Annotated in this window: 22 protein-coding genes, 1 other RNA gene and 1 other annotated feature; of the genes, 5 read left to right on the forward strand and 18 right to left on the reverse strand. The window is 55.5% G+C overall.

Translation table 11 applies throughout. The annotated features are described in order from the left end of the window. Positions 1-24: 24 nt before the first annotated feature. Complete coding sequence (menI, locus tag V6942_RS10610) at positions 25-435, reverse strand: 1,4-dihydroxy-2-naphthoyl-CoA hydrolase (protein ID WP_106929198.1); 411 nt, start codon at positions 433-435, stop codon at positions 25-27. Beyond that, the gene (locus V6942_RS10615; RefSeq protein ID WP_333501237.1) at positions 432-3,488 is read right to left on the reverse strand and encodes an FAD-binding and (Fe-S)-binding domain-containing protein; all 3,057 of its coding nucleotides are present in this window, start codon (positions 3,486-3,488) and stop codon (positions 432-434) included. Before V6942_RS10615 ends, menI begins: the two co-directional genes overlap by 4 nt. 258 nt (positions 3,489-3,746) lie before the next feature. On the opposite strand from V6942_RS10615, the gene ydiK reads away from it, so the two are divergent. Then, a complete protein-coding gene (gene ydiK, locus V6942_RS10620) occupies positions 3,747-4,868 on the forward strand; it encodes an AI-2E family transporter YdiK (RefSeq protein ID WP_106929202.1) in 1,122 nt (373 codons plus the stop codon). A gap of 176 nt (positions 4,869-5,044) precedes the next feature. Then, positions 5,045-5,144, forward strand: an RNA gene (gene rprA, locus V6942_RS10625) — antisense sRNA RprA. Positions 5,145-5,191: 47 nt separating this feature from the next. Here the strand turns inward: rprA and V6942_RS10630 are convergent. Further along, positions 5,192-7,564: a glycoside hydrolase family 3 N-terminal domain-containing protein gene (locus V6942_RS10630; protein ID WP_333501238.1), complete on the reverse strand. Its 2,373-nt coding sequence runs from the start codon at positions 7,562-7,564 to the stop codon at positions 5,192-5,194. Between the two features lie 218 nt (positions 7,565-7,782). After that, a complete protein-coding gene (ppsA, locus tag V6942_RS10635) occupies positions 7,783-10,161 on the reverse strand; it encodes a phosphoenolpyruvate synthase (protein WP_333501239.1) in 2,379 nt (792 codons plus the stop codon). Positions 10,162-10,492: 331 nt separating this feature from the next. Between ppsA and ppsR the strand changes: the two genes are divergently transcribed. The 3 genes from ppsR to hemP all read left to right on the forward strand — a co-directional run bounded on the left by ppsR (position 10,493) and on the right by hemP (position 12,844). Beyond that, the gene (gene ppsR, locus V6942_RS10640; RefSeq protein WP_106929208.1) at positions 10,493-11,326 is read left to right on the forward strand and encodes a pyruvate, water dikinase regulatory protein; all 834 of its coding nucleotides are present in this window, start codon (positions 10,493-10,495) and stop codon (positions 11,324-11,326) included. Between the two features lie 153 nt (positions 11,327-11,479). Next, the gene (aroH, locus tag V6942_RS10645) at positions 11,480-12,526 is read left to right on the forward strand and encodes a 3-deoxy-7-phosphoheptulonate synthase AroH (protein ID WP_106929210.1); all 1,047 of its coding nucleotides are present in this window, start codon (positions 11,480-11,482) and stop codon (positions 12,524-12,526) included. Positions 12,527-12,664: 138 nt separating this feature from the next. Next, entirely contained in the window at positions 12,665-12,844 is a 180-nt protein-coding gene (gene hemP / locus V6942_RS10650) for a hemin uptake protein HemP (RefSeq protein ID WP_106929212.1), read from the forward strand. Positions 12,845-12,878: 34 nt separating this feature from the next. On the opposite strand, the gene selO is transcribed toward hemP, so the two are convergent. The 14 genes from selO to thrS form a co-directional block, all read right to left on the reverse strand. After that, positions 12,879-14,321 (reverse strand): protein adenylyltransferase SelO, encoded by a 1,443-nt coding sequence (gene selO, locus V6942_RS10655; protein WP_333501240.1) that lies wholly within the window; start codon positions 14,319-14,321, stop codon positions 12,879-12,881. A 61-nt stretch (positions 14,322-14,382) separates the two neighbouring features. Next, the gene (locus V6942_RS10660) at positions 14,383-15,096 is read right to left on the reverse strand and encodes an EAL domain-containing protein (RefSeq protein ID WP_106929216.1); all 714 of its coding nucleotides are present in this window, start codon (positions 15,094-15,096) and stop codon (positions 14,383-14,385) included. 279 nt (positions 15,097-15,375) lie between these two features. Further along, positions 15,376-15,840, reverse strand: coding sequence for a C40 family peptidase (locus tag V6942_RS10665; RefSeq protein ID WP_106929238.1), 465 nt, complete (start codon positions 15,838-15,840; stop codon positions 15,376-15,378). Positions 15,841-15,935: 95 nt separating this feature from the next. Continuing rightward, entirely contained in the window at positions 15,936-16,697 is a 762-nt protein-coding gene (gene btuD / locus V6942_RS10670; protein WP_106929218.1) for a vitamin B12 ABC transporter ATP-binding protein BtuD, read from the reverse strand. Continuing rightward, on the reverse strand, positions 16,694-17,248 hold the full coding sequence (locus V6942_RS10675) for a glutathione peroxidase (protein WP_333501241.1): 555 nt from the start codon (positions 17,246-17,248) through the stop codon (positions 16,694-16,696). Before V6942_RS10675 ends, btuD begins: the two co-directional genes overlap by 4 nt. 88 nt (positions 17,249-17,336) lie before the next feature. Next, positions 17,337-18,323, reverse strand: a complete 987-nt coding sequence (gene btuC / locus V6942_RS10680) for a vitamin B12 ABC transporter permease BtuC (protein WP_333501242.1) — start codon at positions 18,321-18,323, stop codon at positions 17,337-17,339. A 100-nt stretch (positions 18,324-18,423) separates the two neighbouring features. Then, a complete protein-coding gene (ihfA, locus tag V6942_RS10685; protein WP_003030571.1) occupies positions 18,424-18,723 on the reverse strand; it encodes an integration host factor subunit alpha in 300 nt (99 codons plus the stop codon). A 4-nt stretch (positions 18,724-18,727) separates the two neighbouring features. After that, positions 18,728-21,115, reverse strand: coding sequence for a phenylalanine--tRNA ligase subunit beta (gene pheT / locus V6942_RS10690; RefSeq protein WP_182928994.1), 2,388 nt, complete (start codon positions 21,113-21,115; stop codon positions 18,728-18,730). A 15-nt stretch (positions 21,116-21,130) separates the two neighbouring features. Next, positions 21,131-22,114 (reverse strand): phenylalanine--tRNA ligase subunit alpha, encoded by a 984-nt coding sequence (gene pheS / locus V6942_RS10695; protein WP_106929226.1) that lies wholly within the window; start codon positions 22,112-22,114, stop codon positions 21,131-21,133. A 60-nt stretch (positions 22,115-22,174) separates the two neighbouring features. Further along, positions 22,175-22,299: a sequence feature (Phe leader region), on the reverse strand. After that, positions 22,250-22,294, reverse strand: a complete 45-nt coding sequence (gene pheM, locus V6942_RS10700) for a pheST operon leader peptide PheM (protein ID WP_001386830.1) — start codon at positions 22,292-22,294, stop codon at positions 22,250-22,252. Its footprint overlaps the feature before it by 45 nt. A gap of 118 nt (positions 22,300-22,417) precedes the next feature. Further along, positions 22,418-22,774, reverse strand: a complete 357-nt coding sequence (gene rplT, locus V6942_RS10705) for a 50S ribosomal protein L20 (RefSeq protein WP_013366084.1) — start codon at positions 22,772-22,774, stop codon at positions 22,418-22,420. 51 nt (positions 22,775-22,825) lie between these two features. Beyond that, positions 22,826-23,023, reverse strand: a complete 198-nt coding sequence (gene rpmI / locus V6942_RS10710) for a 50S ribosomal protein L35 (RefSeq protein ID WP_003030583.1) — start codon at positions 23,021-23,023, stop codon at positions 22,826-22,828. 96 nt (positions 23,024-23,119) lie between these two features. Beyond that, on the reverse strand, positions 23,120-23,662 hold the full coding sequence (infC, locus tag V6942_RS10715; RefSeq protein WP_071845866.1) for a translation initiation factor IF-3: 543 nt from the start codon (positions 23,660-23,662) through the stop codon (positions 23,120-23,122). A 3-nt stretch (positions 23,663-23,665) separates the two neighbouring features. Beyond that, the gene (gene thrS / locus V6942_RS10720; protein ID WP_106929228.1) at positions 23,666-25,594 is read right to left on the reverse strand and encodes a threonine--tRNA ligase; all 1,929 of its coding nucleotides are present in this window, start codon (positions 25,592-25,594) and stop codon (positions 23,666-23,668) included. Positions 25,595-25,845: the final 251 nt, after the last annotated feature.

Raw genomic sequence — 25,845 nt, forward strand, 5'->3', positions numbered from 1 at the left:
GGGAAGCGCGTTTTGCCTGAGGGCTTATACGACTGCCGTCGTCAGCCGCGAGGAGCAGCAAAGCCGCCCTTCATCGTCGAAGATTTCAATCTGCCAGACCTGATGGCGCCGCCCGGCATGCAGCGCTTTGCACACTCCACGAACCCGCCCGCTGCGCGCAGAGCGGATATGGTTGGCATTCACCTCCAGACCCACCACCCGCTGATCGCCCTCCGTACACAGATATCCAGCCACCGACCCGAGGGTTTCAGCCAGCACCACCGACGCGCCGCCATGCAGCAGGCCAAACGGCTGATGAGTACGGTGGTCTACCGGCATGGTGGCCTCCAGCGAATCGTCGCCAATACTGTCGAACTGAATATCCAGCAGCCCGACCATATTGCCCTCGCCCATCGCGTTCAATGCCTCCAGCGTGGTTTGCCGTCTCCAGATCATCCGATAATCTCCAGTAAAGCCTGCAGGGGATGGCGTACGCCGTTACCTTCAACGCGCTTCACCTGGCTGCGGCAGGAATAGCCGGTTGCCAGACAGCGGTTGCGCGGCAGGCGCTGCATCGCCTGCTGCCACGATAGCGCATAAATGCCCAACGAATTGGCGTGATTCTTCACTTCATGGCCGTAGGTGCCCGCCATACCGCAGCAGCCGACGCTAACGTTCTCAAGCGTGGCGCCAAAGCGCGCAAAGATAGACGCCCACTGTTTCGGTGCCGTCGGCAGCGCGGTCACTTCCGTGCAGTGGCCGAACAGATACCAGGCCTCACCCGACGGCGGCGGGCTTTCACGTTGTGCCAGCGCCTGCGGCAGCCATTCGTGCACCAGCATCACGTTGAAGTCGCCACGTTTGTCGCCCAGAACCTGGTTGTATTCGTCGCGATAGCACAGCACCAACGCCGGATCGACGCCTACCATCGGCATCCCCAGCGCCGCCACCCGGTTCAGGTAGTCGGCGGTTTTCTGCGCCGTTTTGGTGAAACGGGTAACAAAGCCTTTAATATGCTGTGCCTTGCCGTTCGGTGAAAACGGCAGCAGCACCGGCTGGTAGCCAAGCTTGTCGATGAGCCGGACAAAATCGGCCACTACCTGAGCATCGTAATAGCTGGTGAAGGGATCCTGTACAACCAGCACAGTCTGCGCTTTTTGCGCCGGAGTGAGCGTTTCCAGCTGCTCCAGCGTCATATTGGCAGAACGGTGCGTCACCATCTGCTTTTGCAGCGACGGCGCGGAAAGCAGCGGCAGATCGACCATGCCGATGTGTTTTTCCGACAGCTTACGCACCAGCGGCTGGCTCATAAAGAAGTTAAAGGTTTTCGGCGCGCGGGCCATCAGCGGCGCGTAGCTTTCCACCGTCGCGACCAGATGATCGCGCACCGGGCGCAGATAGCGCGTGTGGTAGAGCTGCAGGAAGCGGGAGCGAAACTCCGGCACGTCGATTTTAATCGGGCACTGGGTTGAACAGGCTTTGCAGGCCAGACAGCCGGACATGGCCTCTTTAACCTCATGCGAAAAATCATACTCGCCCTTGCGCGCATGCCAGCTATTACGGGTGCGCTCGACCAGCGCACGCAGGCTGGCGCGTTTCTCCGGAAGCTCTTTTTCCAGCAGCAGCGGATCGACGCCGCGGTCGGCCAACAGGCGCAGCCATTCGCGCACCAGGGTCGCACGGCCTTTTGGTGAGTGCATCCGGTTGTTGGTGATCTTCATCGACGGGCACATTGGGCTTTTAGCGTCAAAGTTGAAGCACAGACCGTTGCCGTTACACTCCATCGCGCCACGCCACGCCGAACGCACGGTGACCGGAATTTGCCTGTCGAAAGTGCCGCGCTTCACCGCATCGACTTTCATCATTGGCGCATCAATACCTTCCGGCGGGCAGATTTTGCCCGGGTTCAGGCGGTTGTCCGGGTCAAATGCTGCTTTCACCTTCCGCAGTTCGCCGTACAGCTGCTCGCCGAAGAAGGCGGGACTGTACTCGGCGCGGAACCCTTTACCGTGCTCGCCCCACAGCAGACCGCCGTATTTCGCGGTCAGCGCCACCACCTCATCGGAGATCGTCTTCATCAGAATCTCCTGCTGCGGGTCGCACATATCCAGCGCTGGACGCACATGCAGTACGCCCGCATCCACGTGGCCAAACATGCCGTAGCTCAGGCCGTGGCTATCGAGCAGCGCGCGGAACTCAACGATATAGTCCGCCAGATGCTCCGGCGGCACGCAGGTATCTTCGGCAAAGGGAATCGGCTTGGCCGCGCCTTTTGCATTACCAAGCAGGCCGACGGCCTTTTTACGCATAGCATAGATACGTTCGATACCGTCCAGTTCGTTACAGCGCTGCCAGCCAATCACGCCGCCTTCTTGCTGGCTGATGAGTTCATCCAGACGCTGGCACAGTGCGCTGACGTGGCCTTCGATCAGCGCATCGTCATCACCGGCGAACTCCACGATATTGAGCCCGAGCATGTCTTTGTCGGGAACGTCGGTAATCAGTTCATTCACGGAATGCCAGACGATGTCTTCCCGCGCGAGGTTCAACACCTTAGAGTCAACGGTTTCAACCGACAGCGCGCGCGCTTCTACCATAAACGGCGCGTTGCGCAGCGCCGAGTCGAAGGAGTCGTATTTAATGTTGACCAGCCGGCGCACCTTCGGCAACGGCGTAATGTCCAGACGCGCTTCGGTAATAAACGCCAGCGTCCCTTCCGAACCGGTAAGAATGCGGGTCAGGTCAAACTCGGTCATCTCATCGTTAAAGACGTGACGCAGGTCGTAGCCGGTCAGGAAGCGGTTGAGTTTGGGGAATTTGTCGAGGATCAGCTGGCGGTTACCGCGACAGCGTTCAAACACGGTGCGATAGATTCGCCCTACCGCCGACTGCTGTTTGGCCAGCGTTTCGGCCAGCGCGATCGGCACCGGTTGAGTATCCAGAATATCGCCGCCCAGCAGCACGGCGCGCACGCCCAGCACGTGATCGGAGGTTTTACCGTACACCAGCGAACCCTGCCCGGAGGCGTCGGTATTGATCATCCCGCCCAGCGTTGCACGGTTACTGGTCGACAGTTCAGGCGAGAAAAAGTAGCCATAGGGCTTAAGATATTGATTAAGCTGATCCTTAATCACACCCGCTTCGACGCGCACCCAGCCCTCTTCAGGGTTGATTTCAATGATGCGATTCATATAGCGGGACATATCAATAATGATGCCCTGGTTCAACGACTGCCCGTTAGTGCCGGTGCCGCCGCCGCGCGGGGTGAAAACCAGGGATTGAAAACGTTCTTCCGCCGCCAGACGAGCCAGCAGCGCGACATCGGCGGTGGAGCGCGGGAATACCACCGCATCCGGGAGCAGCTGGTAGATACTGTTATCGGTCGCCATCGTTAGCCTGTCGGCGTAGCGGGTGGCGGTATCGCCGGTAAAACCTTGTTGCTCCAGTGCCTGCAAATAATTCAGCACCAGCTGTACTACGCCGGGTGCCTGGGAAATCTGTGGGATCATTACGCTTGACCCTTTCTGAATGTTGTGTTGTACGCACCGTATGTTGCCGATTTGCGCATTCGCAGCAAACGGCAAAAAGACGGTGTATAAATAATTAATCGTTTGCGTCGTGCCGTTATCGTTTTATCACATTTTTTTCTTATACGCCCGGGAGTTTTTGTCGCAGAATCAGCGCCGGGAATTTATTGATATTGCTATCAATGAACGGATTTACGCTGCGTCAGTCCGCTGACGAGCAACAGAAGGTAAAACGCATTTATGAACACCATCCCTCGGCCTCGTGATATTCCACAAATACTGCTATCGGTGCTGTTTTTAGCGCTGATGATCATCGCCTGTTTATGGATTGTTCAGCCGTTTATTCTGGGCTTCGCCTGGGCGGCGACCATCGTCATTGCCACCTGGCCGGTGCTGCTTTGGTTCCAGCGCGTACTTTTTGGCCGACGCGGCCTTGCCGTGCTGGTCATGACGTTACTGCTTTTTTTACTGTTCGTTATTCCGATTGCGCTGCTGGTCAACAGCCTGGTTGATGGCAGCACGCCGCTGATTCACGCCATCACCAGCGGCACCTTAACCCTGCCGGACCTCGCCTGGCTGAACAGCATTCCGTTTATCGGCGATCGCCTGTACAGCGGCTGGCACAGCCTGCTCGATATGGGCGGCACCGCGCTGATGGCAAAGGTTCGCCCTTATATCGGCACCACAACCACGTGGTTTGTCGGTCAAGCGGCCCACGTGGGTCGGTTCCTGCTGCACAGCGGGCTGATGCTGTTGTTTAGCGCCCTGCTGTACTGGCAGGGGGAAAAGGTCGCTTTCGGGATGCGTTATTTTGCGACCCGCCTCGCTGCCAAGCGCGGTGATGCGGCGGTGCTGCTGGCCGGCCAGGCGATTCGCGCGGTCGCGCTGGGCGTAGTGGTCACGGCGCTGGTACAGGCCGTGCTGGGCGGGATTGGCCTGGGTATCTCTGGCGTACCCTACGCAACGCTGCTGACCGTCGTGATGATTTTCTCCTGCCTGGTGCAGCTTGGGCCGCTGATCGTGTTAGTGCCATGTATTATCTGGCTCTACTGGACCGGGGACACCACCTGGGGCACGGTGCTGCTGGTGTGGAGCTGCGTGGTAGGTACCATGGATAACGTCATTCGCCCGATGCTGATTCGTATGGGTGCCGACCTGCCGATGATCCTGATTCTCTCCGGCGTGATCGGCGGCCTGGTCGCCTTTGGTATGATTGGCCTGTTTATCGGGCCGGTACTGCTGGCCGTTTCGTGGCGTCTGTTTGATGCCTGGCTGCACGAAGTTCCCCCGCCATCGACTGACCCGGATGACGTTCTGGAAGAGCTCAGCGAGCTGGAAAAGAATAACTATCCGAAACCATAAGCACGTCAAAGGCGGGGAAACCCGCCTTGTTAGTTAAGCGACGCTGATTTAATGCGCCCCCTCGCCCCGCGCTATCCCCTCTGAACTGCGACATATCCCGGATATTATTCACATTTATTTAACTATTGAGACGAATCCGATCGACGGTAAAAAAGGCAATGCTTACTATTAACGTCAAGACATTAAATCAACCCCTTGATTTATATATCCCCTGAGTGAAACTAAGAATTGCTGTGTGTAGTCTTTGCCCATCTCCCACGATGGGCCTTTTTTTTTACCTGTGACACAGTAATGACCCGGATGCGTAACATCCGGGCAGCTGATTAATACCCCACTTCACAGCGGCTCATCATTTCCCAGTCTGACGACAGAACCCGGGTTTGACCGATGACCGACACCGTTACACGCCCCTGAATATCCGCTGATGAGCGCCCTACCTGCAGCTCAAATTCGCCCGGTTCGACGATACGCTGGCCTTCATAAGAGGTGAAGTTGAGCATATCGACCGGCAGCGTAAAGGTCAGCGTTGCCTGCTCACCCGGCGCTAAGGTGACGCGCTGGAAAGCCTTGAGCTCCTGCAGGGGACGCACCAAGCTGGCGACCTTGTCGCGCACATACAGCTGCACCACCTCGCTACCGCGGCGATCGGCGCGGTTGGTTACCGTCACCCGCAGGGCAATTTCGCCATCGATCGCCACCTGTGATTCCGCTAGCTCCGGCGTTCCAAAGTGGAAGTCACCCCAACCTTTTCCGTAGCCGAAGGGGTAACGCGCGCCAAAGTGAAACGCAAACGGCGTACCGCCGCTTTTGAGCTTGTGGTTATAGTAAAACGGCATCGCGCCCGCACTTTTAGGCACGCTCACCACCAGGCGCCCCTGCGGTTCGACGCGCCCGGTAAGCGCATCGGCAATGGCCCAGCCGCCTTCCTGTCCAGGCGCCCACGCCAGCATCAGCGCAGCGACCTTGCTTTCCAGCCCCTGGAGGCTGTATGGCCGTCCACCGGTCATCACCACCACGACCGGCTTGCCGGTATCGACCAACGCCTGTAGCAGCTGCTGCTGTACGCCAGGCAAATTCAGGCTGTCGGTATCTGACCCTTCCCCCACCGTGCCGCTCTGAAACAGACCGGCCAGATCGCCCACGCAGGCAACGACCACATCGCTTTCTTGCGCAGCGCGCACCGCGTCCGCAATCAGGCTCAGATCCTGCGAAACGGGAGAAGACTGCATCGGTTTGCCAGAACTGTCGCCCGGGAAGACCGGCGCGCCTGCCATCCGTTGCTCAATGATGTGGCAACCTTTCGCGTAACGTACGCGGTCTGCGCCAAGATAATCGCGCAGCGCCACCAGCGGCGTGGTCACCTGCGATGTTTTCTCAACCATATCGCTGATGATCAGATGCACCGGGAAGCTATAGCCGCTAAGCAGCGCCAGCGGATCGTCTGCCGTAGGACCAACGACCGCCACGGTCTGTTGGCCGGACAGCGGCAGCGCATCCCGGTTCTCAAGCAGCGTCATCGAGCGGGTCGCGACCTCACGCGCCACCTGACGCGTGGTCGCCGATTGCAGTGAGATGGCGTGTTCGTCGGTGTAAGGATGCTCAAACAGCCCCAGGCGGAATTTCTCCGTTAACGTCCTTGCGACAATCTCATCAATCTTTTCTGGCGTAATCAGCCCACGAGCCACCGCCTCGGCTAAATGACGCGCACAATCGTCCTTAGGCAGCTCAACGTCGAGACCGGCATTAAATGCCAGCGCCGCCGACTCAGCCGGATCGTGAGAGACACCATGGTGCTGGTGCAGCAGACTAACGCCGCCGTAATCGGCAACCACAATGCCGTCAAAGCCCCAGCGCTCGCGCAGAACCGTGGTCAGCAGGAAGCGGTCGCTGTGGCCCGGCTGATTGTCAATGTCGTGGTATGCGGGCATCACCGAACCGGCGTTGGCACGTTTCACCGCCATTTCAAACGGTAACAGGAAGGTATCGTTCAGCTCCCGGAAACCAAGATGAACCGGCGCATGGTTGCGCGCCCCTTCACTAAAGGAGTGACCGACATAATGTTTTAACGTTGCCAGCACGTCACGTTTTTCGCCCTGTAATCCCTCAACGTAGGCGCAGGCCATCACGCCCACCAGCCACGGGTCCTCGCCGAAGGTCTCTTCCGTCCGCCCCCATCGCACGTCGCGGGAGACATCCAGCACCGGCGCAAGCCCCTGCTTACAGCCGGTCGAGCGGGCTTCCTCGCCAATTTGCTGCGCGGCGCGTTTGACCAACTCAGGGGCCCAGGTGGAGCCGTAGTTTAATGATGACGGGAACAGCGTGGCGTCTTTACACAACAGGCCGACCAGACACTCTTCGTGGAACAGCGCAGGGATCCCCAGCCGCGTCTCTTCCATCAGCATTTTTTGCAGGCGGTTCGCCGCGCGCACGCCGGTTCTGGCATCGACAATGTGGGTGCCTAACGGACGGGTGATCTGCCCAACGCCCAGCTTGAGCCGCTCGCTCAGCGCGGTTTGTTCGCTGACGCCCGCAAACTCATCGCTCATGTCGGTACGTTCGCGATGATTGCCGTCGGGTGACAGCACCAGCCACCAGGCATGCATCTGAGCGTACTTCTCTTCCGGAGTCATTCGCGCCAGTAAATCGGCGACGCGTTCCTTGATGGGACGTTGAGGGTCTTTGTAAATCGGGGTCATAGCCACGCTCCTGATTCGCTGATAAATACCCGAAAACATTCAGGTAAGCACAAGGTATAAGTCTCAGTATTCAGAAGTGACCGGTGGGGAACAATTGTTGAAATTGCCTGCAGATTTACGATATTTGGTTTTTCTGGAGAAGTGTGATCGGCCGCAACTCCTGACCGATAAAAAAAATCCCGGGTGCATTGACCCGGGATTTGCGCGTTACCGCAGCGTTATTTTTTCAGTTCAGCCAGGCTCAGCCAGGTTTGCACGACGGTGTCCGGGTTTAACGACAGGCTGTCGATCCCTTCTTCCATCAGCCAGGCGGCGAAGTCTTCGTGGTCAGACGGCCCCTGGCCGCAGATACCTACGTATTTGCCCTGTTTCTTCGCCGCGCGGATCGCCATCGACAGCAGCGCTTTCACCGCGTCATTGCGTTCGTCGAACAGCGCAGACACAACGCCGGAGTCACGGTCCAGGCCCAGCGCCAGCTGCGTCATATCGTTTGAACCGATAGAGAAGCCATCGAAGTGCTCAAGGAACTGTTCGGCCAGCAGGGCGTTGGACGGAATCTCACACATCATAATGATCTTCAGCCCGTTTTCACCGCGCTTAAGCCCTTGACGCGACAGTTCATCAACCACCGCTTTCGCCTGCTCTACGGTACGTACGAACGGCACCATGATTTCAACGTTGGTCAGGCCCATTTCGTTACGCACGCGTTTCACCGCATCGCACTCCAGTGCGAAACAGTCGCGGAAGCTTTCCGACACGTAGCGACCGGCACCGCGGAAGCCCAGCATCGGGTTTTCCTCTTCCGGTTCGTAGCGCTCGCCACCGACCAGGTTAGCGTATTCGTTCGACTTAAAGTCAGACAGACGCACGATAACGCGCTTCGGATAGAATGCCGCGCCCAGCGTCGCGATCCCTTCCGTCAGACGGCCGACGTAGAACTCTTTCGGCGAGTCGAAGCCTTTCATCAGCTCGCGGATTTCGTTTTGCAGCTTCGGCTCCTGGTCATCAAACTCCAGCAGCGCACGCGGGTGCACGCCAATCATGCGGTTAATGATGAACTCCAGACGCGCCAGCCCCACGCCTTCGTTCGGCAGGCAGGCAAAGTCAAACGCGCGATCCGGGTTACCGACGTTCATCATCACCTTCAACGGCAGGTCCGGCATGGTGTCCACGCTGGAGCTTTTCACGCTGAAGTCCAACAGATCGGCGTAGACGTATCCGGTGTCGCCTTCGGCACAGGAAACGGTGACCTTTTCGTCATCCTTCATACGCTCGGTGGCATCGCCGCAGCCAACCACCGCCGGGATCCCCAGCTCACGGGCGATAATCGCCGCGTGGCAGGTACGCCCGCCGCGGTTGGTGACGATCGCCGCCGCTTTTTTCATGATCGGCTCCCAATCCGGGTCGGTCATGTCGGTCACCAGCACATCGCCCGGCTGAATGCGGTTCATTTCACTGATGTCCTGAATGACTTTTACCGGGCCCGCTCCGATGCGGTGGCCGATAGCACGCCCTTCAGAAACGATGCGCCCCTGCGAGTGCAGCGTGTAACGCTCCATCACCTGCCCGCGAGAGCGAACGGTCTCAGGACGCGCCTGAACGATAAACAGCTTGCCGGTGTGGCCGTCTTTCGCCCACTCGATGTCCATTGGACGGCCGTAGTGTTTTTCGATCTGTACAGCCTGCTTCGCCAGCTCCTGCACTTCATCGTTGGTCAGCGAGAAAATATCGCTTTGCTGCTGCGGCACGTCTTCAATACGCACCTGCTTGCCATGCTCCTGCGTAGGTGCGTAGACCATACGGATCTTTTTCGACCCCATGGTACGACGTACAATCGCCGGGCGACCCGCGGCCAGCGTCGGCTTGTGCACGTAGAACTCATCCGGGTTCACCGCGCCCTGCACCACCATTTCCCCCAGCCCCCACGCGGAGGTGATAAACACCACCTGGTCGAAGCCAGATTCGGTATCAATCGAGAACATCACGCCGGAAGACGCCAGATCGGAGCGGACCATCAGCTGCACGCCTGCAGAAAGCGCAACGCCCCGGTGGTCATAGCCCTGGTGAACGCGGTATGAGATCGCGCGGTCATTAAACAGTGACGCAAACACATGTTTCACCGCCACGAGTACAGCATCGTAGCCCTGCACGTTCAGGAAGGTTTCCTGCTGGCCAGCAAACGAGGCGTCCGGCATATCTTCCGCCGTGGCGGAGGAACGCACGGCGAAGGAGGCGTTGGCGTTATCGGCGGCCAGTTGGTTATAGGCTTCGTGAATAGCCTCTTCCAGTTCGCTCTGGAAAGGAGTGTCGATGATCCACTGGCGGATCTGCGCGCCGGCTTTCGCCAGAGCGGTAACGTCGTCAATATCGGTGTTATCCAGCAGTTGATAAATCTGCTGGTTCACGCCGCTCTGGTCGAGAAACTGATTAAACGCATCGGCAGTGGTGGCAAATCCGTTGGGCACGGATACGCCCATTCCGGACAAATTAGTAATCATTTCACCCAAGGAGGCATTTTTGCCTCCAACTCTGTCTACATCATTCATGCCGAGTTGGTTGTACCAAAGCACCAGCGGTGACGAGCCATTGTTGGACATCGAGACAATCCTTTTTTGATTTAAAGAAGCAGTGATAAGAAACGACTGACTACTCAAAATATCTTGGCATATTTAAACCGCTGAAAAAAACGGTGAATCGTGTAAGCAAATTATTTTTTTACTTTTTAGGATTGATTCCTGATTATTCATAACCTACTGATTAGCCTGAAAAGGCACAGTAACCAGCGGTCTATTGGCAGCTTTTGGAAATTGAAACGACCATTTCATTAAAAATAAAAATACCATTTCATTTTTATTTTTAAGACAAAGATGAGCGGCTTGTGTTTAAATTTAATTTACCCTTTCAGGCAATTAACGGGAGTCAAGCAATATGGATAACGCAGTCGACAGGCAGGTATTTTATATTTCCGACGGTACCGCGATCACCGCCGAAGTGCTCGGTCATGCGGTGATGTCACAGTTCCCGGTGGCGATCAACAGCATTACCCTGCCCTTTATCGAAAGCGAAAGCCGCGCACGGGCGGTGAAGGAACAGATAGACGCCATCTATCAGCAAACGGGCGTGCGCCCGTTAGTGTTCTATTCGATCGTTATTCCTGAAATTCGTGACATTATTCTGCAATGTGAAGGGTTTTGTCAGGATATCGTGCAGGCGCTGGTGGCCCCGCTTCAGGAGGAACTCCAGCTTGATCCTACGCCGATTGCCCATCGAACCCACGGCCTCACCCCCGGTAATCTGACCAAGTACGATGCGCGTATTGCCGCCATTGACTACACGCTGGCGCACGATGACGGCATCTCATTACGCAACCTCGATCAGGCGCAGGTCATTTTGCTTGGCGTCTCGCGCTGCGGCAAAACACCGACCAGCCTTTATCTGGCGATGCAGTTTGGTATTCGCGCCGCCAACTATCCGTTTATTGCCGATGACATGGACAACCTCGTCCTGCCCGCCTCGTTAAAGCCGCTACAGCATAAACTGTTTGGTCTGACCATTAACCCTGAACGGCTGGCGGCAATCCGTGAAGAGCGCCGTGAGAACAGTCGCTATGCGTCAATGCGCCAGTGCCGGATGGAGGTCGCTGAGGTTGAGGCACTGTATCGTCGTAATCAGATCCCCTGGATCAACAGCACCAATTACTCAGTCGAAGAAATTGCTACCAAAATCATGGACATCATGGGATTAAGCCGCAGAATGTACTAACACACTAGTACAATGCAGCAATTTTGTTTATCATGGCTTTGTGATTGAGCGCACATCACCTGCCACGCTTGAATTAAGCGCAGATTGGTTTATCGTGATGTGCATCACTTCTCGGCATTTTGGCCGACGAAGCAACAAATTTCTGAGACTTCCATGAATAAGACCGATGAATTGCGTACCGCTCGAATTGAGAGCCTGATTACGCCTGCTGAACTTGCTCAGCGACACCCCGTATCACCTGAAGTTGCGGCTCATGTCACCGCATCACGCCAGCGTATTGAAAAAATTCTCAACGGTGAAGATCGTCGTCTGTTGGCGATCGTCGGCCCCTGCTCAATTCACGATCTGGATGCGGCAATGGACTACGCCCGCCGTCTTCAGGTTCTGCGTGAAAAGCACCAGGGTGAGCTGGAAATTGTGATGCGCACGTATTTTGAAAAACCGCGCACCGTGGTGGGCTGGAAAGGGTTGATTTCCGACCCGGATCTCAACGGCAGTTACCGCGTAAACCACGGCATTGAGCTGGCACGTAAACTGCTGCTCCAGGTGAATACCCTCGGCGTGCCGACGGCAACCGAGTTTCTCGATATGGTTACCGGCCAGTTTATTGCTGACCTGATCAGCTGGGGCGCCATTGGCGCGCGCACCACCGAAAGCCAGATTCACCGGGAAATGGCCTCAGCGCTCTCCTGCCCGGTCGGTTTTAAAAACGGTACCGACGGTAACACCCGCATTGCCGTCGATGCCATCCGTGCCGCCCGCGCCAGCCATATGTTCCTGTCGCCGGATAAAAACGGCCAGATGACTATCTACCAGACCAGCGGGAATCCGTATGGTCATATCATTATGCGTGGGGGTAAAAAACCAAACTACCATGCCGATGATATTGCCGTCGCCTGCGACACGCTGCATCAGTTCGATCTACCGGAGCATCTGGTGGTCGACTTTAGCCACGGTAACTGCCAGAAGCAGCATCGTCGCCAGCTGGAAGTGTGTGACGATATTTGTCAGCAGATCCGCAACGGTTCGTCGGCTATTGCCGGCATCATGGCGGAAAGCTTCCTGCGTGAAGGGACGCAAAAAATTGTTGCCGACCAGCCCCTCACCTACGGCCAGTCGATTACCGATCCGTGCCTGAGCTGGGAAGATACGGAACTGCTGCTGGAAAAACTGGCCGCCGCGGTCGCGACTCGCCTGTAATGCCCCCGCCCGCCGGACATCGGCGGGTGTTTTCCCTCCTGCCGTTCATTTGCGTAATAAATAAGACTTGCGGTTAACTTATTGAATATTGATAATAGTTATCATTGTTACATTAATTTTCATTATTAAATAACGCAAATGGATACGTGCGCAACGCAGGAACCGCAAAAGGATCATACTCCTCATCCCCTACCCAACGACCGCCGGGTCGACAGCAAAACGCTGCTGGGCCAGGAAGGCCGGTTAATCATTGAACACGGTGAGCAGCGCTATCTGCTGCGTCAAACCCAGGCAGGAAAACTGATACTGACGAAATAGCTGCGCCGCCGTTTGCTGGCGCAGCCAATAGCCCTTAGCTTGAACAGCTGACTTCCAGTCGTTTGCCCCAGTCCGGCGGACGACGGCTGTATTCGTCGTCACGATCGCACCACGGATCGCGAAGCGCATCGTGCAGGCGATGCAGTTCCTGATAGTCCCCCTTCTCCGCCTGCTCAATCGCCCGCTGGGCCAGCCAGTTTCGCAGCACAATGGCAGGATTGGCCTGCTTCATCGCCTGCTGACGCTGCGCATCATCAACCTGCTCTTGCTGTAAGCGCGCGCGATACTGCGTAAACCAGGCGTCAAACGCCGCACGATCGATAAACTCATCGCGCAGCGGCGAGGCGCCGTTATGCTGCTCAGTTTCGCTAAGCAGACGGAAGGTTCGGCTGTAGTCGCTGCCCTCGCGCTCCATCAGCGCATACAATCCATTCAGCAGATCGTTGTCGCCATTTTCTTCGCTAAACAGCCCCAGTTTACGGCGCATTCGCTGACCGTACTCGCGGAAGAGCACCGTCTGATAGTCGTCGAGCGCCGCATTAAGCGTATCGACCGCAATCAGCGGAGACAGCGCCTGCGCCAGGCACTGAAGGTTCCACAGCCCTACGGCGGGCTGGTTATCGAAGCGGTAGCGGCCCTGATGATCGGAATGGTTACAGATAAAGGCGGGCTGATAGTCATCGAGGAAACCGAACGGACCATAGTCCAGCGTCAGCCCCAGAATCGACATGTTGTCCGTATTCATCACCCCATGGGCAAAACCGACCGTTTGCCAACGGGCAATCATCCGCGCGGTGCGGGCGACAATATCCTGGAACCACAGTGCGTAGCCGTCGGCCTCATGCTGCAAGTGCGGCCAGTAATGGCGGATGGCGAAGTCTGCCAGCGTGCGCACACTGTCGATATCGTGGCGATAGTAGAAATGCTCGAAATGCCCGAAACGAATATGGCTTTCGGCAATGCGCATCAGCATCGCACCGGACTCGACCGTTTCACGGTACACCGGCGTATCGCTGGTGACTATCGTCAGCGCGCGAGTACCGGGAATACCCAGATAATGCAGCGCCTCAGAAGCCAGACTTTCGCGGATAGTTGAGCGTAACACCGCGCGGCCGTCGCCCATACGTGAATACGGCGTCAGCCCTGCGCCCTTGAGGTGCCAGTCAACCGTACGGCCATTCGACAGCTGCTGTTCACCAAGCAAAATACCCCGCCCGTCACCCAGTTGACCGGCCCATGCGCCAAACTGATGACCGCTGTAGACCTGGGCCAACGGCGACATGCCCGGCAGCAGCGCTTCACCGCCCCAGACGCCAGCGCCCTGTGCAGGGGTAAAGAATGATTCCGGTATCTCAAGCTCTTGCGCCAACGGTGCGTTGTGCCAGATAACGCGAGCGTTATGCAGCGGCGTGGGCCGTAGCGCTGTGTAAAAACCTGGCAGCTCGTCGCGCCAGCGGGTGTTAAATGACAGGTTCATGGTTCCTCCTGCCCGTAGTGTATTGGGTTACTGTACGTTAAACACCCGGGTAAGAGCAGGGTTATTGTTGAACGAGGGTGATGAGGGAGGATTCGGCAACGACAGGCCACAGGCTGCCGAGCATACCGCTAAAGCCATAGGACGCGACGCGCTGACGCGTATTGTCGTCATCGACGCCGGAAATCATGATTCCCTGACAGTAAGGCTGGATCTGCGTCACGATAGCGCGCATAAACGGCTCAAATGACGCAGATCTCGCCTGCCGCTGTACAAAGTTGCGGTCGAGTACGACACGGCTGAACAGCCCGCTAAACACCGCCCGGGTAGAGGCATCACCGGACCCAAAGTCGCTTAAGACCAATGGAAAGTACAGGCTCAGCTGCGCCAGCGGATGCTGATCGTCTATTTGATTCAGCCCTGGGAAACTTTCACTGACGGCTAATTCGAGAAACGGAAAACGCTGAGCGCTGGCGGCCAGTTCAGCATCGGCCAGCAGCACGTCTACGAGGCCAGGGGGGATCGTTATCCAGGCTTTGAGATTGTGCTGAAGAAAGAACAGCTGGCAGTTGTTCAGCAGCGCCAGCTTTTCCTCGAAGAGAGTGATTTCTTGCTGCGGCGTCAGGCGCGGCAGCACCAGGCCGGTGGGAATGCGGATGTCGTTATCAATACCGCTAAACTGGCTGACAATTTTCAGACCGACAAGCTGCCCGTCGCTATTTCTCGCGGGTAGGAAAAACAATTGAGAACAATACGTATTATCCAGCGATACCATCATTGCGACTGCCCTTCACTAAAAGTCATGTCCGGGTTCCTGACGTCACAAAGCAAAAAACCTACGGTAGTGAATGTGGTGGTTATTCCTTTCATCGGTCCCTTTTTATTTTTATAGTCCGTCACTGGATCATAATGATTGTAATCGAAAGTAATGGATTAACACAATCAACCTGAAGTTCTATGATCTCGCCTAACAAAATCAGAATAATACGGGCGGATTAATTAAATTTATGCCGTCTATAAAAAGAAAAGGAGGCATTTCGCCTCCTTTTCTTTTCGATTAAATTCGCCTGGCCTGCCAGAAGTTTTTCTGCCAGTAGACGTTGTTAAGCGACGATCGCGTCACGCCCTGGCTGGTAGAGGCATGGATAAATTTGTTATCGGTGTCATAGATACCGACATGAAGCCCGCTCTCACCTGCTCCAGTCTTGAAGAACACCAGATCGCCGGGCAGCAGATCGTCTTTGTCTATTTCGGTGCCAATTTTCGCCTGCTGTCGCGTTTCGCGCGGTAACTGCATTTCGAATTTATCACGGAACGTCACCAGCACAAACGCAGAACAATCAACGCCGCGACGATTCATTCCGCCATAGCGATATGGCGTACCGTGCCAGTTTTGCAGCTGATCGTTTAAGCTGGCAATCACGGTGATCGAATCCGCAAGCCGGGGATTCGGCGGCGGTGCACGATGGCTACTGCACCCTGCTAAAATGAATGCGACGAGAAAAAGAGCCCAGAAACGCATATCCAGCGAATCCTCTATTTTTTTATTCAGCAAATAAATTATATCCATTGCGTATTGGCTGGCAAGCAATCCGCGCCCCGATAAGCGGAGTTGGATTAATTTTCGCCGACTTCATCGTAAATGAGCATTTGATGACCGGCAATGTCCAGCCGCTGAAAATGCATATTATACGCTGCAGCTAAATTCTTCGGCTGCATTACATTTTCAGTTTCACCACGGGCAATGCATCGCCCCTGGCATAATAGCCACACGCGATCGGCATGGCGTAGCGTGTAGTTCAGATCGTGGCTGCTCATTACGATAGCCACGCCTGCGGCACGGAGTTCATCCAACATTTTGTTCAGCGCCGCCTGCTGGGATACGTCGAGGCTGTTCATCGGCTCATCGAGCAACAGCAGCTGCCCGTCCGGATTCGCTGCGGGGTGAATTTGCAGCATCACCGCCGCCAGCCTGACGCGCTGCCATTCACCGCCGGAAAGCTGATTAACGTTGCGTGCAAGCTTGTTTTTCAGCCCCAGCGCATCGGTAATATGGACGGCAAGCGGCGAGTGCTGCCCCCCCTGCTGATGCAGCATCAGAAATTGCCAGACGGGCATGGCAAAAGGCGGCGTCTGGTGCTGGGAGAGATAGGCTCGGTGGCGCGCAAGCTCGGGAGCAGGCCATGCCTCCAGCGGCTGCGCGTTCAACGTAATCTCGCCCTTACCGCGGTGCAGACCGGCCATTCTGGCCAGCAACGTGCTTTTCCCGGCGCCATTCGGCCCGACCAGATGCACGATTTCCCCGCGCGCCACGTCGGCGCTGAAGTCCTGAAGACGGACGCCTTCGCCGACGTGTTGAAGCTGCATCAACGTGGTCATAGCTCGGCGATAGCCTGCTTAATCGCCGCCGTCAGAATCGGATCGTCCGGCGTCATATCCGGGGAGAAACGATCGATAACGCGTCCGTCACGGCCAATCAGGAACTTCTCAAAGTTCCACAGGATGTCACCAGGATGCGCGGGCGCACGTCCTTTGCTCGCCATTCGCTCATAAAAGCCGCTCCCCTGCGGCGCAATGGCAACCGGCGCCAGGCGCGTCAACAAACTGTACAGCGGATGACGCGTTGCACCGTTCACTTCAATTTTACTGAACAGCGGGAAAGTTACGCCGTAAGTCGCGCTGCAGAAGATTTTAATGTCTTCTTCGCTGCCCGGTTCCTGGCCCAGGAACTGATTACAGGGAAAGCCCAGCACGGTGAAGCCTTCATCCTGCAATGACGTTTGCAGCGCCTCCAGCTGTTCGTACTGCGGCGTCAGGCCGCACTTCGACGCCACGTTAACAATCAGCAGGACCTTGCCCTGATAGCGTTCCAGGGTCGTGTTCTCGCCGTCAATGGTGGTCACGGGGGTGTTCAGAATCGTGGTTTGCATAGCATCCTCATTTCAGCGTGTTAGGGGGTCTTATCGCCCGGTCTTTAATAATAGACAGATAGGCTAGCCCGACGGCAAGCCTTTTCATTCACGCGTAGCGTCCTGACCTGAGCAGCAGCCAGATAAACACCGGCGCGCCGAGCGTCGCCGTCACCACGCCAATTGGCAGTTCCGCCGCCGACAGCGCCAGTCGCGCGACAATGTCGGCAAACAGCAGCGTACAGGCTCCCGCCAGCGCGCTGGCAGGCAGCAGCTCCCGGTGATCGGTCAGACCGCACAGGCGCAGCATGTGCGGCACCACCAGACCGATAAACCCAATCGCCCCAGCCAGCGCGACGCTCACGCCGACCAGCCAGCCGGTCGCCATCACCAGCAGCTTGCGCCAGAATGCGATAGGCACGCCCAGCTGGCGGGCAGACGTTTCCCCCAGCGCCAGCAGATTCAGAGGCTGTGATTGCAGGCAGACCCAGATAATCACCGGCAATAGTGCAATCATCAGCCACACCTGCTGCCAGTCCACGCCGCCAAAACCGCCCATCATCCAATACATTAATTGACGCAGATCGAACGAGGTCGAGAAATAGACGGCCCACGTCATGATGGCGCTGCAGATAATCCCTAGCGCCACCCCCGCCAGCAACAGCCGGCTGGTCGACAGGTAACGACGCGCGAAGCGCATCAGAATCGCGGTAATCACCAGCGCACCGGCAATGGCCGCAAGCCCGGGAGCCCATCCCGGCAGGCTGCCCTGGCCGAGCATAATCGCCGCGATAAGTCCGACGCCCGCGCCGTTAGAGACGCCCAGCAGCCCCGGCTCGGCGAGCGGGTTTTCAAACAACGCCTGCATCACCGCGCCGGAAAGGGCCAGCGCGGCCCCCACCAACAGTACGGCGGCGGTTCGCGGCAGGCGAATCTGCCAGATAAACAGCTGGCCTTTTGCGGTCAGCCATTCGCCGGGCGGGATCCAGCGCTCACCCGCGCAAAGGCTGATCGCCAGCATACACAGTAGCGCCAGAGACAGCCCGACAAGCCAGCGGCGGTTGCGCCGCTGCTGTTGATGTACGTAAACCTGCATAGTTATCCGTCAGCCCGTAGAGAAGCGGTTGATTTTACGGTGACAATGCCGCACAGAAAAGAAAAAGGCCGCATCAGCGGCCTTTTTAGTTAGTGCAGAATTACTCTTCTTTGGGTGTTGCGTTTTCGACCCGGCTTTTTAACTTCTGTCCTGGTCTGAAGGTCACCACACGCCGGGCTGTAATGGGAATATCTTCACCCGTTTTTGGGTTACGTCCCGGGCGTTGATTTTTGTCACGCAGATCAAAGTTGCCAAAGCCGGACAGCTTAACCTGTTCACCGTTTTCCAGAGCACGACGGATCTCTTCAAAAAACAGCTCCACCAGTTCTTTGGCATCCCGCTTGCTAAGCCCAAGCTTATCAAACAGATATTCTGACATTTCAGCTTTTGTAAGCGCCATAGGTTCAATCCCTCAATGATGCCTGGAATCGCTCTTTCAATGCCTCTACGCATTTGGCAACGGTAGTGGCAATCTCCTCTTCTTCGAGTGTACGGCTGGTATCTTGTAGAATCAGGCTGATAGCAAGGCTCTTATAGCCTTCCGCAACACCCTTACCGCGGTACACGTCAAATAAGTTTACGCCAACTACCTGATTTACGCCAACTTTCTTACATTCGTTTAAAATATCTGCCGCAGGCACATTTTCAGCCACAACGACGGCGATATCACGACGGTTTGCCGGGAAGCGAGAAACGTCACGCGCCTGAGGAACCACGCGGTCTGCGAGCTTGTCCCACTCCAGTTCAAACGCCAGCGTACGGCCGTTCAGGTCCAGTTTACGTTCCAGTTCCGGGTGGATAACACCAATGAAACCAATACGTTCACCGTGCAAATAAATGGCGGCGGACTGGCCTGGATGCAGGGCCGGGTTGGCTTCCGCTTTGAACTCAATTTCAGACAATTTACCGGTCAGGTCGAGAACGGATTCCAAATCGCCCTTCAGATCGTAGAAATCAACGGTCTCTTTCGCCAGATTCCAATGTTCGTCATAGCGGTTACCGCAAATCACGCCGCCCAGCAGCACGTCCTGGCGAATACCCAGCGGAGCCTGCGTATCCGGAACAAAGCGCAGGCCAGTCTCGAAAATACGCACGCGGTTCTGCTGACGGTTCTGGTTATAAACCACCGTCGACAACAGGCCGGTGAGCAGAGACAGACGCATCGCGGACATTTCGCTGGAAATCGGGCTTGGCAGAATCAGCGCTTCTTCACCAGGGTGCACCAGCTGCTGGACCTTCGGATCCACGAAGCTGTAGGTGATCACTTCCTGGTAGCCTTTGTCGTTAAGCATGGTTTTGACGCGTTTGAGCGACAGATTGGCTTCTTTATGGCTACCCATCACCAGACCGGCCTGTACCGGCTCGTTCGGGATGCTGTTGTAGCCGTAAACACGCGCCACTTCTTCAACCAGATCTTCTTCAATCTCCATATCGAAACGCCAGGTTGGCGCAACCGCCTGCCACTGGTCGTTACCGACGGTCACTTCACAGCCCAGACGGGTCAGGATATCCGTCACCTGGTCATCGGCAATGTGATGGCCAATCAGGCGATCCAGCTTGCTGCGACGCAGCGTGATAGTTGCACGCTTCGGCAGTGAGGCTTCGTGGGTAACGTCAACAATCGGACCCGCTTCGCCGCCGCACAGTTCAATCAGCAGCGCGGTAGCGCGTTCCATGGCTTTGTACTGCAGCGCCGGGTCAACGCCACGTTCGTAGCGGTGAGACGCATCGGTATGCAGGCCATAACGACGTGCGCGTCCGGTGATGGACAGCGGGCTGAAGAACGCCGATTCCAGCAGCACGTTCTGGGTTTCATCATTCACCCCAGAATGCTCGCCACCAAAGATACCGGCCATCGCCAGCGCTTTGTTATGATCGGCAATCACCAGCGTGTCGGCGCTAAGTTTGGCTTCAGAGCCGTCCAACAGCACCAGCGTTTCGCCCTCTTTCGCCATGCGCACTTTGATGCCGCCTTCAATGCGATCTTTATCGAACGCATGCATCGGCTGACCCAGTTCCAGCAGGACGTAGTTGGTGACATCAACCACGGCATCGATGGATCGAATACCGCAACGACGCAGTTTTTCTTTCATCCACAGCGGGGTTGGCGCTTTCACGTTGATACCTTTGACCACCCGGCCCAGATAGCGCGGGCAGGCATCGGCTGCTTCTACGTCAATCGGCATCACATCTGCGATGGTTGCCGCTACTGGCGCAATTTCCGGCGCGTTGAGCGGCAGCTTGTTCAGCACCGCAACGTCGCGGGCAACGCCAATGATGCCCAGGCAGTCGGCACGGTTCGGAGTCACGCTGATTTCGATAGTGTTATCGTTAAGCTTCAGGTATTCACGGATATCGGTACCCAGCGGCGCGTCGGCCGGCAGCTCGATAATACCGCTATGATCGTCGGAAATGCCCAGCTCGGAGAAGGAGCACAGCATCCCTTCTGACGGTTCACCGCGCAGTTTAGCGGCCTTAATTTTGAAGTCGCCCGGCAGTACGGCGCCAATAGTCGCGACCGCAACTTTCAAACCCTGGCGGCAGTTCGGCGCGCCACAGACGATATCCAGCAGACGTTCGCCGCCCACGTTAACTTTTGTAACGCGCAGTTTGTCCGCATTCGGGTGCTGGGCGCATTCAACGACCTCACCCACTACCACGCCATTGAAGGAGCCGGCCACGGCTTCAACGCCGTCGACTTCCAGACCCGCCATGGTGATTTGATCGGACAGCGCTTCGCTGTCGATAGCCGGGTTAACCCAATCGCGTAACCACAGTTCACTGAATTTCATTATGTTGCCCTGCCCTTATTTAAACTGTTTGAGGAAACGCAGATCGTTTTCGAAGAATGCACGTAAATCGGTGACGCCGTAACGCAGCATAGTCAGACGTTCCATGCCCATACCGAAGGCGAAGCCGGAGTAAACTTCCGGATCGATACCCACGTTGCGCAGGACGTTCGGGTGCACCATGCCGCAGCCCAGCACTTCAAGCCATTTACCGTTTTTGCCCATCACGTCAACTTCCGCTGACGGTTCGGTAAACGGGAAGTAGGACGGACGGAAACGAATCTGCAGGTCTTCCTCAAAGAAGTTGCGCAGGAAATCGTGCAGCGTCCCTTTCAGGTTGGTAAAGCTGATGTTTTTATCAACAATCAGGCCTTCCATCTGATGGAACATCGGGGTGTGGGTCTGATCGTAGTCGTTACGATAGACGCGGCCCGGCGCAATGATACGAATTGGCGGCTGCTGATCTTTCATGGTACGGATCTGTACGCCGGAAGTCTGGGTACGCAGCAGACGGGTGGCGTCAAACCAGAAAGTGTCGTGGTCAGCACGTGCCGGGTGGTGCGTTGGGATGTTCAGCGCATCGAAGTTATGGTAGTCATCTTCGATTTCCGGGCCCGTTGCAACGGTAAAGCCGAGCTCACCGAAGAAACTTTCAATACGGTCGATAGTACGCGTTACCGGGTGTAAACCACCGTTCTCAATACGACGACCCGGCAGGGAGATGTCAATGGTCTCTGCGGCCAGACGGGCGTTCAACGCGGCGTTTTCCAAATCGGCTTTACGCGCGTTCAGTGCCTGCTGCACCTGCTCTTTCGCTTCGTTAATGACCGCGCCTGCGGCCGGGCGCTCTTCTGGCGGCAGGTCACGCAGTGTGGTCATCTGAAGGGTCAGATGCCCTTTTTTGCCCAGATATTCGACGCGGACATTGTCTAACGCGGCAACATCTGAAGCCTGGTTAATGGCTGCCTTGGCACTGGCAACCAGCTCTGCGAGATGTGACATGGTTTTCCTCATTATGTCGGTGCAGACACCGGTTTGGTGGACTTAATCTCGAATTCAGATACAAAAAAAGCCTCCATCCGGAGGCTTATTGGCGCTGATTTTTCGTTTCTTCTTTCACGCGCAAGCCTCCTGGATTCAGGTGCTAAAGTAAAAGAAGAAGCGGAAAATAGCAGCATTCATGCTTGCGTTACCTTGTGTGGTAAGGGTCGTAACACCTTTATTGAAAGGGCTACTGGAATAAATGTCAACGTTTTGATGCGATTAAAATGAAAAGAGGGAGACTAGCTCCCTCTTCCAACTGGCTTATGCCAGTGCTGCTTTCGCTTTTTCGACCAGAGCGGTGAACGCTACTTTGTCGAATACTGCGATGTCAGCCAGGATCTTACGGTCGATTTCAACAGAGGCTTTTTTCAGGCCGTTGATGAATTTGCTGTAAGAAATGCCGTTCTGACGTGCTGCTGCGTTGATACGCGCAATCCACAGTTGACGGAACTGACGCTTTTTCTGACGACGGTCACGATAAGCGTACTGACCAGCTTTGATAACAGCCTGGAAGGCAACGCGGTATACGCGAGAACGCGCACCGTAGTAGCCTTTAGCTTGTTTCAAAATTTTCTTGTGACGTGCACGTGCAATTACACCACGTTTTACGCGAGCCATATGTGCTCTCCTGTATCTATATTCTTAGTAAAAAAATTAAACGTTAACGGCTTATGCGTACGGCAGGCACGCGATAACCAGACCCAGATCGCCTTTAGAAACAAGGCCTTTTGGACGCAGGTGACGTTTACGTTTAGTAGATTTTTTGGTCAGAATATGACGCAGGTTTGCGTGCTTACGCTTAAATCCACCACCACCGGTTTTTTTGAAGCGCTTAGCAGCACCGCGTACGGTCTTAATCTTTGGCATCTTAATAACTTCCACTTCGCATTGTTAATAAACGAAACATAGGCGAACAACGCCAGTGAAGCCCGAAAGCTCCACGGACATTGCTACTTGAAGGCCTTACTGTTTCTTCTTAGGAGCGAGCACCATGATCATCTGGCGGCCTTCGATCTTCGTAGGGAAGGATTCGACTACTGCCAGTTCACTCAGATCGTCACGGACGCGGTTAAGCACTTCCATACCGATCTGCTGGTGGGCCATCTCACGACCGCGGAAACGCAGCGTGATCTTAGCCTTATCGCCATCTTCGAGAAAGCGTACCAGGCTGCGGAGTTTTACCTGGTAATCGCCATCATCGGTCCCAGGACGGAATTTAATTTCCTTAACCTGGATAACTTTTTGCTTTTTCTTCTGTTCCTTAGAAGACTTACTCTTTTCATAAAGGAACTTGCCGTAGTCCATGATACGACAAACTGGCGGTTCGGCGTTAGGGCTGATTTCAACTAAATCTACTCCAGCCTCTTCAGCCTTTTCGATTGCTTCTCTCAGACTCACAATACCCAGCTGCTCACCTTCCAGACCAGTTAAGCGAACTTCCTGGGCGCGAATCTCGCCATTGATACGATTCGGACGTGCCGTTTGAACTCGTTTTCCGCCTTTAATACCTTATTCCTCCAGTTGTTGAAGACTGCGGCTGCGAATCTCTTGTTGCAGCTTCTCAATCACTTCGTTTACGTCCAGGCTGCCCAAGTCTTTGCCACGACGGGTGCGCACGGCAACTTTGCCGGCTTCAACCTCTTTGTCGCCACAGACCAACATGTAAGGGACACGACGTAAAGTGTGCTCGCGGATTTTAAAGCCAATCTTCTCATTTCTCAAGTCTGCTTTTACGCGAATGCCTGCATTTTGTAGTTTACGGGTCAATTCGTTAACGTATTCAGACTGAGAATCGGTAATATTCATCACCACAACCTGCACCGGCGCAAGCCATGTCGGGAAGAAACCGGCAAATTCTTCGGTCAGGATGCCAATGAAGCGCTCCAGTGAACCGAGAATGGCGCGGTGAATCATTACCGGGACCTGACGTTCGTTGTTTTCGCCCACATAAGAGGCGCTCAGACGAGCCGGCAGGGAGAAGTCCAGCTGTACAGTACCGCACTGCCAAGCACGATCGAGGCAGTCATACAGGGTAAACTCAATTTTCGGACCATAGAACGCGCCTTCACCCAGTTGATATTCAAACGGGATGTTGTTCTCTTCCAGCGCGACGGCCAGATCCGCTTCTGCACGGTCCCACATTTCATCGCTGCCGATACGTTTTTCCGGACGCGTTGAAAGTTTGACCACGATTTTTTCAAAACCGAAAGTGCTGTACATATCATAGACTAAACGAATGCACGCGTTCACTTCATCACGCACCTGCTCTTCTGTACAGAAGATATGGGCGTCATCCTGAGTAAAGCCGCGTACGCGCATCAGACCATGCAGCGCACCAGACGGTTCGTTACGGTGGCAGCTACCGAACTCCGCCATACGCAGCGGCAGGTCGCGGTAGGATTTCAGACCCTGGTTAAAGATCTGAACGTGCCCCGGGCAGTTCATCGGTTTGATGCAGTATTCGCGGTTCTCCGAAGAGGTGGTGAACATCGCATCTTTGTAGTTGTCCCAGTGGCCGGTTTTTTCCCACAGCACACGGTCCATCATGAACGGGCCCTTCACTTCCTGATACTGGTACTCTTTCAGCTTGGAGCGTACGAAAGTTTCCAGCTCACGGAAGATGGTCCAGCCGTCGTTATGCCAGAAGACCATGCCCGGCGCTTCTTCCTGCATATGATACAGGTCAAGCTGCTTACCGATTTTACGGTGGTCGCGTTTTGCCGCTTCTTCCAGACGCTGCAGATAGGCATTCAGGGCTTTTTTGTCCGTCCACGCCGTACCGTAGATACGTTGCAGCATTTTATTGTTGCTGTCGCCACGCCAGTAGGCGCCTGCGGTTTTCATCAGCTTGAAGTAGTGGCAGAAACGCATATTCGGCACGTGCGGACCGCGGCACATGTCGATGTATTCTTCGTGATGATACAAACCAGGTTTGTCATCATGCGCGATATTTTCATCAAGAATGGAAACTTTATAGGTTTCGCCACGTTTTACGAAAGTATCGCGAGCTTCATGCCAGCTGACCTTTTTCTTGATGACGTCGTAGTTTTTCTCGGCAAGCTCGTGCATACGTTTTTCGAGCGCGTCGATGTCTTCCTGGGTCAGCGTATGGTCAAGATCGACGTCGTAATAGAAACCGTTGTCGATAACCGGGCCGATCGCCATTTTGGTGTTAGGCCACAGCTGTTTGATAGCGTGTCCAAGCAGGTGAGCACACGAGTGACGAATGATTTCCAGACCGTCTTCATCTTTTGCAGTAATGAGAGACAGCGTGGCATCATTTTCAATAATGTCGGATGCATCAACCAGTTCACCGTTCACGCGCCCAGCGATGGTGGCTTTTGCCAGACCAGGGCCGATGTCCAGAGCGACATCCATCGGGCTAACGGCGTGGTCGTAATGGCGTTGGCTGCCATCAGGAAGAGTAATTACAGGCATTTCATGTCCTTATTTGCAGTGGTGCCCCACACGAAAGAGCACATACAAAACAAAAGTATTTAGAAATATCAGTTTGTTAAATGCGTTTCTGAGCTTCACTCTGCTAAGTGTGTACATCCACAAGTACTCTGAATGTACCCGCATTAACGCCCTGATACCGAAGCACCAGTGTACACGCCGCTGACCTGGCAGAAAAGTGTGAATTGGCGACGACAGCCGATGACTGCCGCTATCGACGATAAAAGCAGCGC

Origin of the sequence: Kluyvera genomosp. 2, assembly GCF_036759865.1 — a bacterium.
GTDB classification, from domain to species: domain Bacteria; phylum Pseudomonadota; class Gammaproteobacteria; order Enterobacterales; family Enterobacteriaceae; genus Kluyvera; species Kluyvera ascorbata_B.